Below are 15,613 nucleotides of genomic sequence, written 5' to 3'. Positions count from 1 at the left end.
CGGGCCCGCGCTCATAGGGTGCTGCCCATGATGGTCCCCGTGGCCCTGCTGCTGCTCGGCGCCCTGACCGCCGTCGTCGCCCCGCGGCTGCTCGCCCGGGCCGACTGGCCGGACCGCGAGCCGGTCGTCGCCCTGTGGATGTGGCAGTGCGTCGTGGCGGCCGTCCTGCTGTGCTGTGCCCTGTCGATGACCCTGAGCGCGGCGGCGGCCTGGCAGGCGGTGCGCGGACACGTGTTCGCCACGGCGCCGCGCGCGGTCGTGGACGCGTACGCCCTCGGTACGGCCGGCCCCTGGGCGGCGCCCACCGCCGTCCTGCTCGCCTGCGGCGGTCTGTGGAGCCTGGCGATGCTGGTGCGCGAGGTCGTACGGACCCGGGCTCGGCGGCGCGGGCGACGGGCCGAACTGCGGGTGCGTGCGCCGCTGCTGCCCGGTGAGGAGCCGGCCGGCGGCCGGCTGGTGGTGCTGGAGGGCGACCGCCCCGACGCCTGGTGGCTGCCGGGCACGGCGCCCCGGCTGGTCATCACCACGGCGGCACTGCGCCGTCTCAAGGGGCGTCAGCTGGACGCGGTGCTCGCACACGAGCAGGGGCACGCGCAGGCCCGGCACGACTGGCTGCTGCACTGTTCGGCGGCGCTGGCGGGCGGGTTCCCGCAGGTACCGGTGTTCGCCGCGTTCCGCGACGAGATCCACCGGCTGGTCGAGCTGGCCGCCGACGACACGGCCTCCCGGCGCTTCGGCCGGCTGACCACCGCCCTGGCACTGGTCGAACTGAACGAGGAACGGGGCGTGTTCGGGCCCGGTCCGACCCCGCAGGCGCACGTACCGCAGCGCGTGCACCGCCTGCTGACCGCCCCGGACCGCCTCCCGGCCCTGCGCCGACTGCGCCTGACGGCCGCCGCCGCACTGGTGCCGGTGCTGCCGGTGCTGGTGGCGCTGGTACCGGGCCTGCGGGCACTGGGCTGAGACCGGTCCGCGGCGCGCGGCGGGGCACTGCCGGCGGGTGCGCTGCCGAGGCCGGGCGGTGCCCCCGGTCACGGCGGTCTTGGCCGGCGCCGCACCGGTGACGGAAGATCGCGGCATGCACCATCCCCTGGCTCCACGCTCGCCCTCCCCGCCCCGCCGGACCCCGGCCCGCCGTACGGCCGCCCGTGTGGCCGTCGTCCTCGGCGGCTGTGCGGTGCTGCTGCTCGCCCTCGTCGCGGTGCGCTGGCACCCGCTGGTCAGCCTGGACGACGACATCTCCCGCACCACGCACCGCTGGGCGGTACAGGAGCGCGGGGTGACGCATGCCTTCCGGGTGCTGACGGACTGGGTGTGGGACCCGGTCACCATGCGCCTGGTCTGCGCGGCGGCGGCAGTGTGGCTGGTGTGGCGCCGGGCCGCCTGGTGGACGGCGCTGTGGCTGGCGGTCACCTGCGCGCTCGCCGCGATCGTGCAGCAGTCGGTGAAGGCCGCCCTCGGCCGTCCCCGGCCGGTCTGGCCGGACCCGGTCGACACCGCCCACTACGCGGCCTTCCCGTCCGGCCACGCGATGACCGCCACCGTGGTCTGCGGACTGCTGCTGTGGCTGCTGCGCCGGTGCCGCCCGGGCCGCGTCCTGTGGTGGACGGCCGTGACGGCGGCGCTCGTCTCGGTGGTCGGCGTGGGCGTCACCCGGGTGTGGCTCGGCGTCCACTGGCCCTCGGACGTGCTCGGCGGGTGGCTGTTCGGGGCGTTGCTGGTGGCGCTCGCCGTGGTGGCCCACGAGCGGCCGCGGGACGGCCGGACGGAGCTGCCGGAGGGCCGGCACGAGGAGCCGTGAAGGGCCGGCACGAGGAGCCGTGAAGGGCCGGCGCGAGGAGCCGTGAAGGGCCGGCGCGAGGAGCCGTGAAGGGCCGGCGGACCGCCGGGGACCCCGTGCCGTCCGTCTGAGACGATCCCCCGCGTCGCCCCAGACGGACGGTCTTGCCGGACGTCCCGCAACCGGGGAACGCCCGCTGCGTTGAGTATAGTTGGCTGGCAGCCAGTCAACGCAGGAGTTTCAGAATGTCCCCGCGCAGCGCCTCGGTCAATGAAGAATTGCGGCGGCGTTCCCGGGAACGGCTGCTCCAGGCCGCCGTGGAACTCGTCGGCGAGCACGGGTTCGAGGCGACGACGCTGGGCGACATCGCCGACCGGGCCGGTTCGGCGCGCGGACTGGTGTCGTACTACTTTCCCGGCAAGCGCCAGTTGGTGCAGTCGGCCGTCCACCGGCTGATGCACCGCACGCTGGAGGAGGCGCTGGAGCGGGAGCCGCGGACCGAGGACGGCCGGGAGCGGCTGGCCCGGGCCATCGACGCGATCCTCGGGCTGGCGCGGGACCGGCCCGTGCTGATGCGCCAGCACATGGCGGGACTCCTGCAGGCGGAGGGCTTCGTGCAGTGCCCGGAGCAGCGCCGGCTGGCGGAGCTGCTCGGGGACACCGTCGCGGGCTACGGCGCGCAGGACGTCACGGCCGACTACCCGATGCTGCGGGCCCTGTTGATGGGGGCGGTGTACGCGGCGCTGGTGCCGGGGGTGCCGATGCCCGTTCCGGTGCTGCGGGCCGAGCTGTTCCAGCGGTACGGGCTCGACTGGGAGATGGGCATGCCACCGGAGAGCGATCCGTGCGCGGGGGCGGGGGAAGGCGATGTGTCCCGGTTCTTCGCCACAGGGGACGGGCCGGGCAGTCCCTGACGGCCGCGCGCTGCCGGCGCCGGCGCCACGACCCGGTGCGACGCGCCGGCGGCCCCCAGCGCGCCCGGCCAGGCCGGTCGGGCGCGCCGTCGGCGTCCTGCGGTCCGGGCAGCCGGCGCCCGCCCGGGGTCCCTTTCCGCCGCACGCGCACGGCGATCACATGATCACATATGCGCGGACGCGCGCCCGGATCACTCCACCGGCCCCTGCCGTCCGCGGCGCCCGAGTGCCATGCTGGAGCCGTCCGCACACCCTCCTTCGGGCAAGGAGTGACCGCTGTGCTGCGTGTCGCCGTCGTCGGTTCCGGGCCTAGCGGGTGTTACGCCGCCCAGAGCCTGGTACAGCGTGATCCCGAGGTCCAGGTGGACGTCCTGGACCGGCTGCCGTGCCCCTACGGACTGGTCCGCTACGGCGTCGCCCCGGACCACGAGAAGATCAAGTCCCTCCAGGTCAGCCTGCGGACGGTGCTGGAGCACGAGCGGGTGCGGTTCCTCGGCGGGGTCCGGGTGGGCGGCCCCGGGGGCCTGACGGCGGCCCGGCTCAGGAGTCTCTACCACGCGGTGGTGTACTGCGTGGGCGCCGCCACCGACCGCCGGCTCGGCGTCCCCGGCGAGAATCTGCCGGGCAGCTGGTCGGCGACCGAGTTCGTCTCCTGGTACAGCGCGCACCCCGACGCGGCCGACGCGGGTTTCCTGCGCGGGGTGCGGTCCGCGGTGGTCATCGGCGTGGGCAATGTCGCGGTGGACGTCACCCGGATGCTGGTCAGGGGCGCGGCGGAACTGCGCCCCACGGACATTCCGCAGGCCGCGCTGGACGTGCTGTCGGCGAGCGGGCTCACCGACGTGCACATGGCGGGCCGGCGCGGCCCCGCCCAGGCCCGGTTCACCACCAAGGAGCTGCGCGAGCTGGGTGGGCTGCCCGGGACCGGGGTGGTGGTGGACCCGGCCGAGCTGGCGCTCGACCCGGCCGACCCGGGCACGCTGCCGGCCGGACAGCGCCGCAACGTGGAGGTGCTGCGCGAGTGGGCGGCACGGCCCTCCGCGCCGGCCGCCCGGCGGATCCGGCTGCGGTTCTTCCTGCGGCCGGTGGAACTGCTCGCGGAAGGTGGCCGGGTGGGCGCCGTCCGCTTCGAGCGGACGGCCCCGGACGGCCAGGGCGGCGTGACCGGCACGGGCCGCTACGAGGACGTGCCCGCGCAGCTGGTGCTGCGCTCGGTCGGCTACCGCGGGGTGCCGCTGGAGGGGTTGCCGTTCGACCCGGCGAGCGGGACGGTCCCGCACCGGGAGGGCCGCGTGCTGCGCGACGGCGCGCCCTCCCCCGGCGAGTATGTCGCCGGGTGGATCAAGCGCGGCCCGACGGGGGTCATCGGGACCAACCGGCCCTGCGCCAAGGAGACCGTCACCTCCCTGCTCGCGGACGCCCCCGCACTCGCCCGCGCGGACGTGCCGGCCGATCCGGTCACGGAGCTGCGCGCGGCCGGCGTCGATCCCGTGCTCTGGGGCGGCTGGCTGGCGATCGAGCGGGCCGAGGCGGAGCTGGGGGCCCGGCTGGGCCGGAGCGTGGTCAAACTGGCCGACTGGGACACCCTGCTCGGCGCGGCGCGGGTGTCGTAGCGCGGGTGTCGGCGCTGATGCCGTAGCGCAGGTGTCGGCGCGGGCGTCGTAGCGCAGGTGTCGGCGCGGGCGTCGTAGCGCAGGTGTCGGCGCGGGCGTCGGCGCGGGTGCCGTAGCGCGGGGGAGCCTCCGCAGACCGGGCGCGGCGCCCCGGCCGGACACCTTGCCGCCACGGGCCGGGCGTCGACAGGCCGGCGGCTGTACGGGGTCCCGCGATCGCGTCCGTCCGGGCCGGGCGCGGCGCGGGCGGTGAGCCCGGCGCCCGCCACCCTTCCTCTGCCTCTTCCCCGCGGGGGGCCTCAGCCGTGGTCGCGGAGCCGGTCGGCCTGACGGTCGGCGGCGGCGAGGAGGGTGTCGAGCAGTCCGGGGAAGAGATCGTCCAGGTCGTCCCGGCGCAGACCGTTCATCTTGGCCGTGGCCCGGTAGACCTGCCGGATGACCCCGCTCTCCCGCAGCACCCGGAAGTGGTGGGTGGTGGTGGACTTGGTCACCGGCAGCTCGAACTGGGAACAGGACAACTCGGCCTCCCGGGAGGCGAGTTCCCGCACGATCCGCAGGCGCATCGGGTCGGAGAGCGCGTGCAGCACGGACTCCAGGCGGATCTCTTCCCGCGTGGGGTGCGGCAGCGCACGGCCGGTGGTGGCGGTGTCGGTCACGTCGGCCGCCCCTTTCGTCACGGAGTCAGCGGCTGGAGCCATGGTACGAGAACCGTCGTAGTTTGACACTCATCTTAGTACGAGGGTTATCGTACGAGCCGTCCAGCGGTCCCGTGACGAATGACGAATGGAGTCCGTCGTGAGTGCCCTCTTCCAGCCCTTCACCCTGCGCGAGCTGACCATCCCGAACCGGGTGTGGATGGCCCCGATGTGCCAGTACTCGGCCGAGCCGGAGGGCCCGCTCGCCGGTGTCCCGCACGACTGGCACTTCGCCCACTACGCGGCGCGGGCCACCGGCGGCACCGGGCTCATCCTGGTGGAGGCCACCGCGGTCTCGCCCGAGGGCCGGATCTCCCCGTACGACCTGGGTCTGTGGAACGACACCCAGGTGGAGGCCTTCCGCCGGATCACCCGCTTCCTCGTCGCCCAGGGCACGGTGCCGGGCGTCCAGCTCGCGCACGGCGGCCGCAAGGCCTCCACCGACCGGCCCTGGAAGGGCGGCGCGCCCGTCGGACCCGAGGCGCACGGCTGGCAGCCGCTCGCGCCGAGCCCGGTGCCGTTCGACGAGCGTCACCCCGTACCCACCGAGCTGACCGTCGACGGCATCCGGGAGATCGTGGGCCGGTTCGCCGCGGCCGCCCGCCGGGCGCTCGCCGCGGGCTTCGAGGTCGCCGAGATCCACGGCGCCCACGGGTACCTGATCAACGAGTTCCTCTCCCCGCACGCCAACCACCGCACCGACGCCTACGGCGGCTCGTACGAGAACCGCGTCCGGTTCGCCCTGGAGGTGGTGGACGCCGTGCGCGAGGTGTGGCCCGCGGACAAGCCCCTGTTCTTCCGCGTGTCGGCGACCGACTGGCTGGAGGAGGGCGGCTGGACCGCCGACGACACCGTCCGCCTCGCCCTCGACCTGCACGCCCACGGTGTCGACCTGCTCGACGTCTCCACCGGCGGCAACGCCGTCGTGCCCATCCCGACCGGGCCGGGCTACCAGGTGCCGTTCGCGGCCCGGGTGAAGGCCGAGACCCCGCTGCCGGTCGCGGCGGTGGGCCTGATCACCGAGGCCGCCCAGGCGCAGAAGATCCTCGTGAACGGTGAGGCCGACGCCGTCCTGCTCGGCCGGGAGCTCCTGCGCAACCCGTCCTGGGCCCGCCAGGCCGCCCGCGAACTGGGCGGCGAGGTCCGGGTACCGGACCAGTACCACCGGTCGGTCTGAACCGGCGGTCCGGCCCGGCCCCGAACCCGCGCCTCAGCCCGGCAGCAGGCGGACGAGGGTCTGCTCCAGCCGGGGCAGCGTCCGCTGGCCCGCCAGCGCGAGGGCGATCGCGATCACGACGCCCGCCCAGGCGACGGGGCCGAGCGGGGTGCAGCCGAAGGCCCGGCTGATGCCCGGGGTCTGGACCACGGCCACCAGGGCGACGGCGGAGCCCAGCGAGGTGACCTGCACCAGGCGGCTGTCACGCCGGTCGAGCAGGGTCTGCACGAGCTGGGTGCCGACCACCCCGCACAGCGCCATGGTGCTGGAGCGGCGGGCGGTGCCCGGGGTGAACCGGCCGAACAGCCAGGCCGTGAGCGCGCCCAGGCAGGTGGTCAGGGCCCGGTGCCGGATCTGGCGCAGCAGGGGGTCGCCCAGGACCGCGGAGGCGTCCTCCGGCGACCCGCTCTGCGCGCGTACCGTGCTGTGCGGGTCCTCCTTCTCCGTGACCGCCACCGCCATCGACGGGAACAGGTCGGTGAAGAGGTTCACCATGAGCATCTGCCGGGTGGACAGCGGTGCCCGCCCGGACAGCAGCGTGCCGAGTATGCCGAACCCGACCTCGCCGGCGTTGCCGCCGATCAGGATGGCGATGGCGTCGGCCACGCTGTGCCACAGGGCCCGGCCCTCGCCGACCGCGTCGATCAGCACCGTCAGGTTGTCGTCGGTCAGCACGATGTCCGCGGCGTTGCGGGCGGCGGCCGAGCCGCGGGCGTTGATGCCGACGCCGATGTCGGCGGCGCGGATCGCCGCGGCGTCGTTGGCACCGTCGCCGACCATGCCGACCACCCGGCCCGCGTCCCGCAGCGCCTCCACGACCTGGAGCTTCTGTTCGGGCGCCACCCGGGCCACCACGCCCGCGTCGCGCAGCATCCGGGCCCGGGCCGCGCGGTCCGCCGCGGCCAGTTCGTCGCCGGTGACGACCACGGTGTCCTCGGGCCAGCCGAGCTCGGCGGCGATGGCCCGCGCGGTCTGCGGGTGGTCCCCGGTGAGCATGACCGGACGTACACCCGCTCCGTTGAGCCCGGTGACGAGCGCCGTCGAGGTCTCGCGCGGTACGTCGGACAGCGCCAGCAGCCCGGTGAACTCGAGGTCCCGCAACGCCTCTTCGAGGGCCTCGGACTCCTGCTCGCCCTCGCCGAGCCGTCGTTCGGCCACCGCCAGCACCCGCAGGCCCGCCCCGGCCAGCCGGTGGGCGCCGTCGGAGGCGTGCTCCGGCAGCCCGGAGCAGGCCGGCAGCACCGTCTCCGGGGCGCCCTTGACCACCAGCACGGGCGGGCCGTCCCCGCTGCGGCCGACGGCGGCCGCGTACCCGCGCGCGGCCTCGAAGGGCTGCGCGGCCAGCTGTGTCCACTCCGGGTCGGGGCCGGCGGCGGCCAGCACGGCCTCGTCGGTGGCGTGCACCGGCCGCTCGGAGCCGCCGTCGAGCTGCGGGCAGGCCCGCGCGGCGGCCCGGATCGTCGCCTCGGAGCCGCTGTCGCCCACCGCGTGGACCGTGCCGTCCGCGTCGGCGGTGCGCACCAGCCGCAGCCGGTTCTCGGTGAGCGTGCCGGTCTTGTCGAAGCAGATGGTGTCCATGCGGCCCAGCGCCTCCAGCGTGCGCGGGGTGCGGACCAGGACACCGTCCCGGCTCAGCCGCCGAGCGGCCGCCAGCTGTGCGACGGTCGCCACCAGCGGCAGCCCCTCCGGTACGGCGGCCACGGCCACCGCGACCCCACCGCTGACCGCCTCGCGGATCGGGGTGCCGCGCAGCAGCGCGAGGCCCGTGACGGCGCCGCCGCCCGCCAGCGTCAGCGGCAGCGCCTTGCGGGTGAGTTCCTGCAGCCTGGCCTGCACACCGCCGGCCGGGGGCGTGCGGGCGGCGAGGTGCACGGCACGGGCGGCCTCGGTGCGGTCGCCGGTGTCGACCACGACGGCCCGCCCCTCACCCGCCACCACGGTCGTGCCCTCGAAGACCATGCAGCGCCGGTCGGCCACGGGCGCGTGCGGGGTGGGGTCCGTCTGCTTCTCCACCGGCAGCGACTCGCCGGTCAGGGCGGATTCGTCGACTTCGAGGCCGTCCTGCCACAGCAGCCGGGCGTCGGCGGGCACCACGTCGTCGCCCTTGAGCTGGATGACGTCACCCGGCCGCAGCCGGCCCGCCTCCACGGTGCGGGTGCCGCCGACCGGTGCCTCCTCCTCCGGCGGTACCACCCGCGCCTTCTGCTTCTGCTCGGCGACGAGTCCGGACAGGGCCCGTTCGGCCCGCAGCCGCTGTACGCCGCCGACCAGCGCGTTCAGATCGAGTGCGCCGACGACGAGCAGCGCGTCCACGACGGAGCCGAGGATCGCCGAGGCCGCCGAACCGACGGCGAGCACCGGCGTGAGCGGGTCGTGCAGTTCCCCGCGCACGGCCCGGCCGAGCCGGTAGGACCAGCGGGCGGGCGCGGCGGCCGGGTGCCGGGTGACGCCCTCGGCCGCCTTGCGCACGCGCGTGGTGAGCTGGTCGAACGGACCGCCGGCCGCGGCGGCGGGTTCGTGCGCCAGGCGCTCCTTGGCCTCGCCGGGATCCAGCTCGTGCCAGTGCACCCGGGGCCGTGGATGGGGGGCGCGGGCCATGGTCACGCCCAGCGCGGCCCGGGTGCCGGACAGCAGTGCCGTCGCGGCGGCGGCGTCGACCGGGGCGTGCCTGAGCCCGGGCAGGATGGAGCGGCGCCCGCGCCCGCCGCCGGACTCGCCGATCGCCACCAGCAGTCCGGACAGGGCGGCACCGGAGCGCGCCAGGGTCTGGGCCCGCCGGCCGACTCCGCGGGCGGCCGGGACGGCGGTGAGCACCCGCCACACGTCCGGCAGACCGTGCAGGGCGAGGATGTCGGCGCTCCAGACGACCGCTCCGTCCCGGTCGGTCAGGGCGACGGCGACATCGGCGGCGCGCAGCGCGTCCAGGACGTCGTGGTCGTCGGCCCCGCGGACCCGGGCGACCACCAGCACCGCACCTTCGTCGCCGCGCGCCTCGTACACGACGTCGTCCAGCGGGCGGCGGGCGTCGACGACCTGGTCCGCGAGCCCCGTGAAGTCCTCCAGAGCCGGGTCGTCGACGAGTACGACCCGCAGACCCGCCCGGCGGGCCGCGTCCAGCAAGGGCTCGGCCCACGGGTCCGGCTCACCGTCCTCGGTGCGCAGCGCGCCGGGGTGCAGGACGACCGTGCCGACCATCTCCAGCTGGCGCACCCGCTCGGGAGAGCGCACCAGTACGCCCGAGCGCGCCAGTGCGGCGCTGAGCACGGCGTGGAAGGCGGCGGGGCCATAGCGCGCCGCCTTGGGGGAGCCGGCCAGCACCGCCTCCGCCGCTTCGGATCCGTCGTGTTTGACCAGCAGGGTGGCGGCCGCGCCCAGCACGCTGCCCGCGGAGGCGTGGGCCGCGTACTCCTGGGCCGGGGAGACGCGCAACGGGGGACGGGGCGGGCCGGCCGGGGCGAGGCTGACCCGGCCGGGTGCGCACAGCCGGTCGTGCACCGCGTCGAAGGCGGCCGAACGCGCCACCGTCTCGGCCACCTGGCAGGCCCGCAGCGTGCCGTCGAGCACGAGGGAGGTGGGGGTCTGGCCGACGCCGTGCGCGGCGGCGTTCGCGCAGGCCAGCACCAGGTCCATCCGGGCGTCGCCGAGCCGGGCGCGCAGCCAGTCACGGAAGCGGGGGTTCTCCCGCAGCAGGGTCACGGCCGCGGTCACCATCCGGGGCGAGGGCGGCAGCCGCAGCGCGTACGCGCCCAGGGCGACGCCGATCCCGACGCCGTCGGCGGCGAGCGTGGCCACCGCGCCGCGTACCCCGGCGGGGTCGGCCGGGTGGGTGGTCTCCTCCACGTCGCCGGCGGCCAGCACGAGTCCGTGCCGCTCGGCGAGGTCGGCCGCGTGTTCCAGGACCTGGTCGGCGGCCTCCTCACCGGTCGCGGTCACCACCAGGCGCGCGAGTCCCTGGTCCCAGTAGGCGACCAGCACGTCCGGCCGTTCGGCCAGGGTCTCCGCGACCCGGTGCGCGAGGTGCGCGGTCCCGCCCGCGAGCCGTACCCGCTCGTGTTCGGCGGGCCGCAGGGCCAGGTGCGCACGGGCGCCGGCCCGCCAGTGGTCGTCGGCGCCGGGCAGCGCGTTGCGGGCCACCCGGGCCACCCGGGCGGCGGCGTCCGCGCCGCGCACACCGGCGCGCGCGGTTCCGGCGGCGGCACCGGCGGCCATGCCGACCGCCGGTGCCGCCGCCCGCGCGAGCAGCCGGGGTGCGGCAGGCAGCAGGCGGGCGGCGGCCGACGGCACCGTCAGCAGTCCTGGCACCGGAGCCTCCTCAGAGTGATGTGCGGTCGGGCCGCGCGGTCGGACCGAGCGGACCGGCGGACGGTTTGCCCGCCGACGCCCGCGCGCCGTGGGACTCTCCCGGCGGACCGGCCGCCCCGGCGTGACCGGCGGCGGAACCGCCCGGCTGCCCGGCGGGACCGGCGGCCGTGGTACCGCCCGGGCCCCCGGTTGCTCCGGGTGCCTCGGTACCGCCCGCGGCCCCCGGGTGTCCGGCCGTCGCGTCGCCGGACCGGAGCGCCGCGGTGCCGAGATCGTGCGCGGGTTCGGGGTGCGGTGGGGTCTCCCCCGCCGCGCGGGGTGCGGGCCGGGGCTGGGTGAGCCAGGCCACCGCCGCGCCGGTCACGGCGACGGGCCACTCCACGACGCCCGCGGCACCCAGCAGTCCGGCCCCGGCGTACACCGCCATGCGGCGGCCGCGCGGCGAGACCGCGCCGACCTTGTCCAGAGTTCCCTCGGCGGCCCGGCTCACCGTTCCGGCGCCGGGCACCCTGCGCAGGGCCGAAGCCGCGCCGCGCAGGGGCGCCGTGAGGACCGACGACTTCTGCTCAGCCATGACTCTCCTCGGGTGAGATCCTCCGACGTGCCCCACCGAGTGCCCGCGACCGCGCTGGTCATCCCCCTTTTTCCCACGGTATGTCCATCTTCCCAGGGAACGTCAGGGCGCCCGCCGGCGCCACCCGCCCCGCGCGCGCCCCGCCCGGCTCAACGGGTACGGCTGAACAGCCCGCCGGGCACGGCCTCGGCGAGGACCCGGTACCCCTCGGGGTTGAGGTGCAGCCAGTCCCCGGCGTGCAGCGCGGGCAGCAGCCGGTCGGGGGCCGCGGGGTCGCGTACCGCCCGGTCGAAGTCGATCACCGCGTCGAAGTGGCCGGCGCCGCGGATCCAGGCGTTGACCCGCTGCCGGGACGCCTCCCGTTCCCGCGCCGGGTCGTCGTACAGGGTGCTGCCGCCGAACGGGGTGAGGGTCGCGCCGTAGACCTTGATCCCCTGCGCGTGCGCGCGGACGACGATCTGCCGGTACCCGGCGATGAGGTCGTCGGTGACCGCGCGCTGCGCCTCGGGGGTGGCGGCCGCGGTGCCGATGTCGTTGACACCCTCGAAGACGATCAGCCAGGCCACTCCGCTGCGGGACAGGACGTCCCGGTCGAGGCGGGCGAGCACGTTGGGGCCGAGCCCGTCGGCGAGGACGCGGTTGCCGCCGGCCGCCTGGTTCAGGACGGCGATGTCCGAGGTGGCCGGGCGGCTCCGGAGGCGGTCGAAGAAGCGGTCGGGCCAGCGGTCGTTGCCGTTGGTCGTGGAGCCGCGCCCGTCGGTCAGGGAGTCGCCGACCACGGCGACCGCCGCGGCCCGCGCGGGTGCCAGGACCTCCACGTCACTGAGCAGGTACCAGTGGTCGACGGCGGTCGCGCCCACGAGGTCCGTGTCGCGCGTGTGGTCGCCGTGCACGAGGTACGACGTGGTGCGCGAGCCGGGGTGCGAGGTGAGCGCGAGCGACGCCTGACCGCGTGCGGTGTACGCCGTCACCGTCAGCTGGGAGCCGGCGCGCAGCTCGAAGTCGAGCGGGTCGGAGACCACCTGGGCGCCGACCGGGACGGTGGTGGCGTCCCGGCCCGCGAAGGTGACCCGGCGCAGGCTGCCCGGCTCGACCCCGCTGACGCCGGCCTTGCCGTCCCTGGGCAGGGCCACGGTGACGGCGGTGAGCGGCAGGGGGGTGTCGCCGTAGGCGTTGGAGAAGCGCAGCCGGATGCGCGGGCCTCCGGCGGTGACGCGCACGGTCTGCCGCAGCGTGGTGTCCACGAGCACCGAGTCCGCTCCGGTGTACGGAGCGGGCGGCAGGTTGCCGGGCTCGGTCAGCTGGGGCATCCCGGTCCAGGTGTTCACCCAGTGCCGGCCGGGGCCGGCGGCGGGCGCGGCGGTGGCGGCGGGGGCGCGCGGCGTGACCAGTGCCGTGACCGCCGAGCCCGTCACGACGAGGGTGAGGACGACGACGCAGGTACCGAGCAGGGCGGCGAACGACGTTCTGCGGAACGGCTTCACGGGGGCCTTTCGGAGGGTGCGGGGGAATGGCGGGCGGGGCCGCGTTGGCTTCTGGGCGCGGTCGGACCGCGTGGTGCCTTTCGGGGAGGCGGTGGTGCCGCGTGGTGCCTTTCGGGGCGCGGGCGGGCCGCGTGGTGCCCTTCTGGGCGCGGTGGGGGACGACGGGCGCGGGATCGGTCGGTCCGTCGCGGTGAAGTCGGGTGGTGGCGTCGGCTGCGTGCCGGTGGCCTCGGCTGTGTGCCGGTCACACCGGGTGCGTGGAGACCGCGCGAACGAGGCCGTGCGGTGGGGTGCACACCGGACGGCCGGTGCGGGCCGCCGGTGTGCACCCCTGCCCTCAGCCGAGCGTGCAGGCGGTGCCGTTGAGGCTGAACGCGGTCGGCGCCGAGGTGTTGCCGGTGTGCGTGGCCTGGTAGCCGATGGTCACGTCGGCTCCGGGCGCGATGGTGGCGTTGTACGACACGTTCGTCGCCGTCACCTCACCGGTGCGGGGCGTGAAGGTGGCGTTCCAGCCGTTGGTGAGGGTCTGGCCCGACGGCAGGGTGAAGCCGAGTTTCCAGCCGTCCACCGCCGCCTTGCCGGTGTTGGTGACGGTGACGGAGGTGGTCAGCCCGGTGCTCCAGGCGCTGACGGCGACGGTCACCCGGCAGGTGCCGGCGGGAGGCTGCGGTGAGGTTCCGCCGCCGTCGAGACCGAAGAACGTGAGGGCCCGGGAGGCCATGCCCCAGCTGTAGAGGTTGTGGCCGACGCCCTGGAGGCTGATCGCCTCGACGGGCGCCCGGTCACCGGTGCCGCCGTAGCGCGTGCGGGTCCAGCCGGAGACGGGGGTGTCGGTGGCGGCGGGGGTCTGGCTCACCCCGAGCACGTTCGTCCACTGCTTGATCGCCTCCCCGAAGTTGGGGTAGCGCAGGGTGTCGTCCTCGGTGCCGTGCCACAGCTGCATGCGCGGGCGCGGGCCGGTGTAGCCGGGGTAGGCGCCGCGCACCAGGTCGCCCCACGCCTGCGGCGTGCGGATGACGGTGCCGCCGGAGCAGGCGCTGTTCCACTCCGAACCGTCGGTGGTGGCGAAGCAGCCGAAGGGGACGCCGGAGAAGGCCGCGCCCGCGGCGAACACGTCCGGGTAGTCGCCGAGCAGGACGTTGGTCATCATCGCGCCGGAGGAGTTGCCGGTGACGAAGACCCGGCTGGTGTCGGCCGCGTAGGTGCGGGTCGTCCAGTCGACCATGGACCGGATGCCGACCGGGTCGCTGCCGCCGTCGCGGCGCAGCGCCTGCGGGGAGGAGACGTCGAAGCACTTGCTGGCGCGGGTCACCGAGGGGTACACGACGACGAACCCGTGCTGGTCCGCCAGCGAGGCCCATTCGGTGCCCGAGTACATCGCGGAGGCGGAGCCGCCGCACCAGTGCACGGCCACTACGACCGGCGGGTGCGCGCTCACGTTGCCCGGCACGTAGAGGTACATCCGGAGGTTGCTGGGGTTGGTGCCGAAGCCGGTGACCTCGGTGAGGGTGGCCGTGGGGACGGCCGCCGTCCGGGCGGCCGCGGGGGGCGCGGCGAGGGTCAGTGCCGCGAGGAGCGGCAGCAGGGCGCCGAGGAGGGCGACCACTGCCTTGCGGAGGCCGGCTCCCGGGCGGTGCGGCGTGGGGGGCACGTCGATGGTCCCTTCTGATCGCGGCTCGTGGGGGGTGCTGCGTGCGCAATGGTGCGGGGAACACCGGCATCGTGGCATGCACACCGCAATCCATGGAAGCGCTCCCACGCCACTTCTCGCGCCGCGGGCCGGGCTGCGCGACAGGTTGACTAGAAAGCGCTTGCCCTCTACGGTCCGTTCATCAGCGTGACCGACTGGCGCCCACCTGCGCCTCATCGGCCACGTGGACCCTCACATGCGTTCCATATGGCGTACGTGATTCACGTACACAACCCCTCCCCCACAGAGAAGGGACGCACTCGTATGCACGTACGAGGACTTCCGGCCGTGGCGGCGGAAGCCGTCGCACCGGCGAGGGCCTCCGTACTTGCCTCACCGCAGCCCGCCGGCCAACCGACCGGACCCGGTGTCGCCGCCTCGACGACTCCCGGCGCGGGCGCGGGAAAGATCTGACCCCCACTCGGAAGAAGGCATTCGGGACATGACCTCATCAGCACCCTCGCGCGGCCTGCCGGCCGGGCTCGCCACTCTCGGGCTCACGCTTGGCATGATCATGACATCCGGCGGGGTGGCGGACGCGGCCACCTGGCCGACCGCCAACGGCAGTCAGGCGGTCTCCGCCACCCTCTCCGTGTCCGGCACCAAGGACTACGGGATGAAGCGCCTCTACGGCACCGGCGACCTCGGCAGCGACAGCCAGGACGAGGACCAGGGCCCCCTGCTGGAACTGGCCCCCGGCACGGTCCTCAAGAACGTCATCATCGGCTCGCCCGCCGCGGACGGCATCCACTGCCTGGGCAGTTGCACGCTCCAGAACGTGTGGTGGGAGGACGTCGGCGAGGACGCGGCCACCTTCCTCGGCTCCTCCTCGTCCAACGTCTACACCGTCAGCGGCGGCGGGGCGAAGGAGGCCAGTGACAAGGTGTTCCAGTTCAACGGGGCCGGCACGCTCAACGTCTCCGGCTTCGCGGTGAAGAACTTCGGGACCTTCGTCCGCTCCTGCGGCAACTGCAAGACGCAGTACAAGCGGACGATCAACCTCAGCGGCATCGAGGCCACCTACAAGGGCAGCAGGCTCGTCGGCATCAACACCAATTACGGCGACAGCGCGACCCTGCGGACCATCACCATCGTCGGCGACACCAGCAGGAAGATCGTTCCCTGCCAGAAGTACATCGGCAACAACACCGGCGCGGAGCCGACCACGAACGGCTCCGGCCCGGACGGCACGTACTGCAAGTACGCCGCCTCGGACATCACGTACAAGTGAGCCCCGGCGCGGGCGCCCGGCACTTCCCGGACTTCGGTCACTACGCTGCGTAAAGATTGCGACTCCGCCCCGCCGGCTCGGTCACATGCGGTCACATATGGGTCCGTCAAGGCC

Annotated in this window: 11 protein-coding genes; 6 read left to right on the top strand and 5 right to left on the bottom strand. The window is 75.2% G+C overall.

Annotated elements, in window-relative coordinates; all coding sequences use genetic code 11:
* Positions 1–27: 27 nt before the first annotated feature.
* From ABZ576_RS30265 to ABZ576_RS30250, 4 genes are all read left to right on the top strand, one after another.
* The gene (locus ABZ576_RS30265) at positions 28–963 is read left to right on the top strand and encodes a M56 family metallopeptidase (RefSeq protein WP_360747795.1); all 936 of its coding nucleotides are present in this window, start codon (positions 28–30) and stop codon (positions 961–963) included.
* Between the two features lie 115 nt (positions 964–1,078).
* On the top strand, positions 1,079–1,801 hold the full coding sequence (locus tag ABZ576_RS30260) for a phosphatase PAP2 family protein (RefSeq protein WP_360747792.1): 723 nt from the start codon (positions 1,079–1,081) through the stop codon (positions 1,799–1,801).
* A gap of 224 nt (positions 1,802–2,025) precedes the next feature.
* Positions 2,026–2,694 carry a helix-turn-helix domain-containing protein gene (locus ABZ576_RS30255; RefSeq protein WP_360747789.1) on the top strand — a complete coding sequence of 223 codons (669 nt, stop codon included), beginning with the start codon at positions 2,026–2,028 and terminating at the stop codon, positions 2,692–2,694.
* 278 nt (positions 2,695–2,972) lie between these two features.
* A complete protein-coding gene (locus tag ABZ576_RS30250; protein WP_360747786.1) occupies positions 2,973–4,307 on the top strand; it encodes an FAD-dependent oxidoreductase in 1,335 nt (444 codons plus the stop codon).
* A 299-nt stretch (positions 4,308–4,606) separates the two neighbouring features.
* Here ABZ576_RS30250 and ABZ576_RS30245 read toward each other — a convergent pair whose 3' ends face one another.
* The gene (locus tag ABZ576_RS30245; RefSeq protein WP_360747783.1) at positions 4,607–4,963 is read right to left on the bottom strand and encodes a helix-turn-helix domain-containing protein; all 357 of its coding nucleotides are present in this window, start codon (positions 4,961–4,963) and stop codon (positions 4,607–4,609) included.
* Between the two features lie 139 nt (positions 4,964–5,102).
* On the opposite strand from ABZ576_RS30245, the gene ABZ576_RS30240 reads away from it, so the two are divergent.
* Complete coding sequence (locus ABZ576_RS30240; protein WP_360747780.1) at positions 5,103–6,179, top strand: NADH:flavin oxidoreductase/NADH oxidase; 1,077 nt, start codon at positions 5,103–5,105, stop codon at positions 6,177–6,179.
* A gap of 33 nt (positions 6,180–6,212) precedes the next feature.
* Here the strand turns inward: ABZ576_RS30240 and ABZ576_RS30235 are convergent, their stop codons facing one another.
* The 4 genes from ABZ576_RS30235 to ABZ576_RS30220 form a co-directional block, all read right to left on the bottom strand.
* Entirely contained in the window at positions 6,213–10,520 is a 4,308-nt protein-coding gene (locus ABZ576_RS30235; RefSeq protein ID WP_360747777.1) for a cation-translocating P-type ATPase, read from the bottom strand.
* A gap of 10 nt (positions 10,521–10,530) precedes the next feature.
* Complete coding sequence (locus ABZ576_RS30230; protein WP_360747774.1) at positions 10,531–11,094, bottom strand: hypothetical protein; 564 nt, start codon at positions 11,092–11,094, stop codon at positions 10,531–10,533.
* Positions 11,095–11,243: 149 nt separating this feature from the next.
* Positions 11,244–12,578, bottom strand: a complete 1,335-nt coding sequence (locus tag ABZ576_RS30225) for an SGNH/GDSL hydrolase family protein (RefSeq protein ID WP_360747771.1) — start codon at positions 12,576–12,578, stop codon at positions 11,244–11,246.
* Between the two features lie 337 nt (positions 12,579–12,915).
* Positions 12,916–14,229, bottom strand: a complete 1,314-nt coding sequence (locus ABZ576_RS30220) for a PHB depolymerase family esterase (protein ID WP_360747768.1) — start codon at positions 14,227–14,229, stop codon at positions 12,916–12,918.
* Between the two features lie 481 nt (positions 14,230–14,710).
* Between ABZ576_RS30220 and ABZ576_RS30215 the strand changes: the two genes are divergently transcribed.
* Positions 14,711–15,499 (top strand): pectate lyase, encoded by a 789-nt coding sequence (locus ABZ576_RS30215; protein WP_360747765.1) that lies wholly within the window; start codon positions 14,711–14,713, stop codon positions 15,497–15,499.
* Positions 15,500–15,613 lie beyond the last annotated feature (114 nt).

Origin of the sequence: Streptomyces sp. NPDC013455 (assembly GCF_040632975.1) — a bacterium.
GTDB lineage: Bacteria > Actinomycetota > Actinomycetes > Streptomycetales > Streptomycetaceae > Streptomyces.
This window is presented reverse-complemented; position numbering and strand designations above follow the sequence as displayed.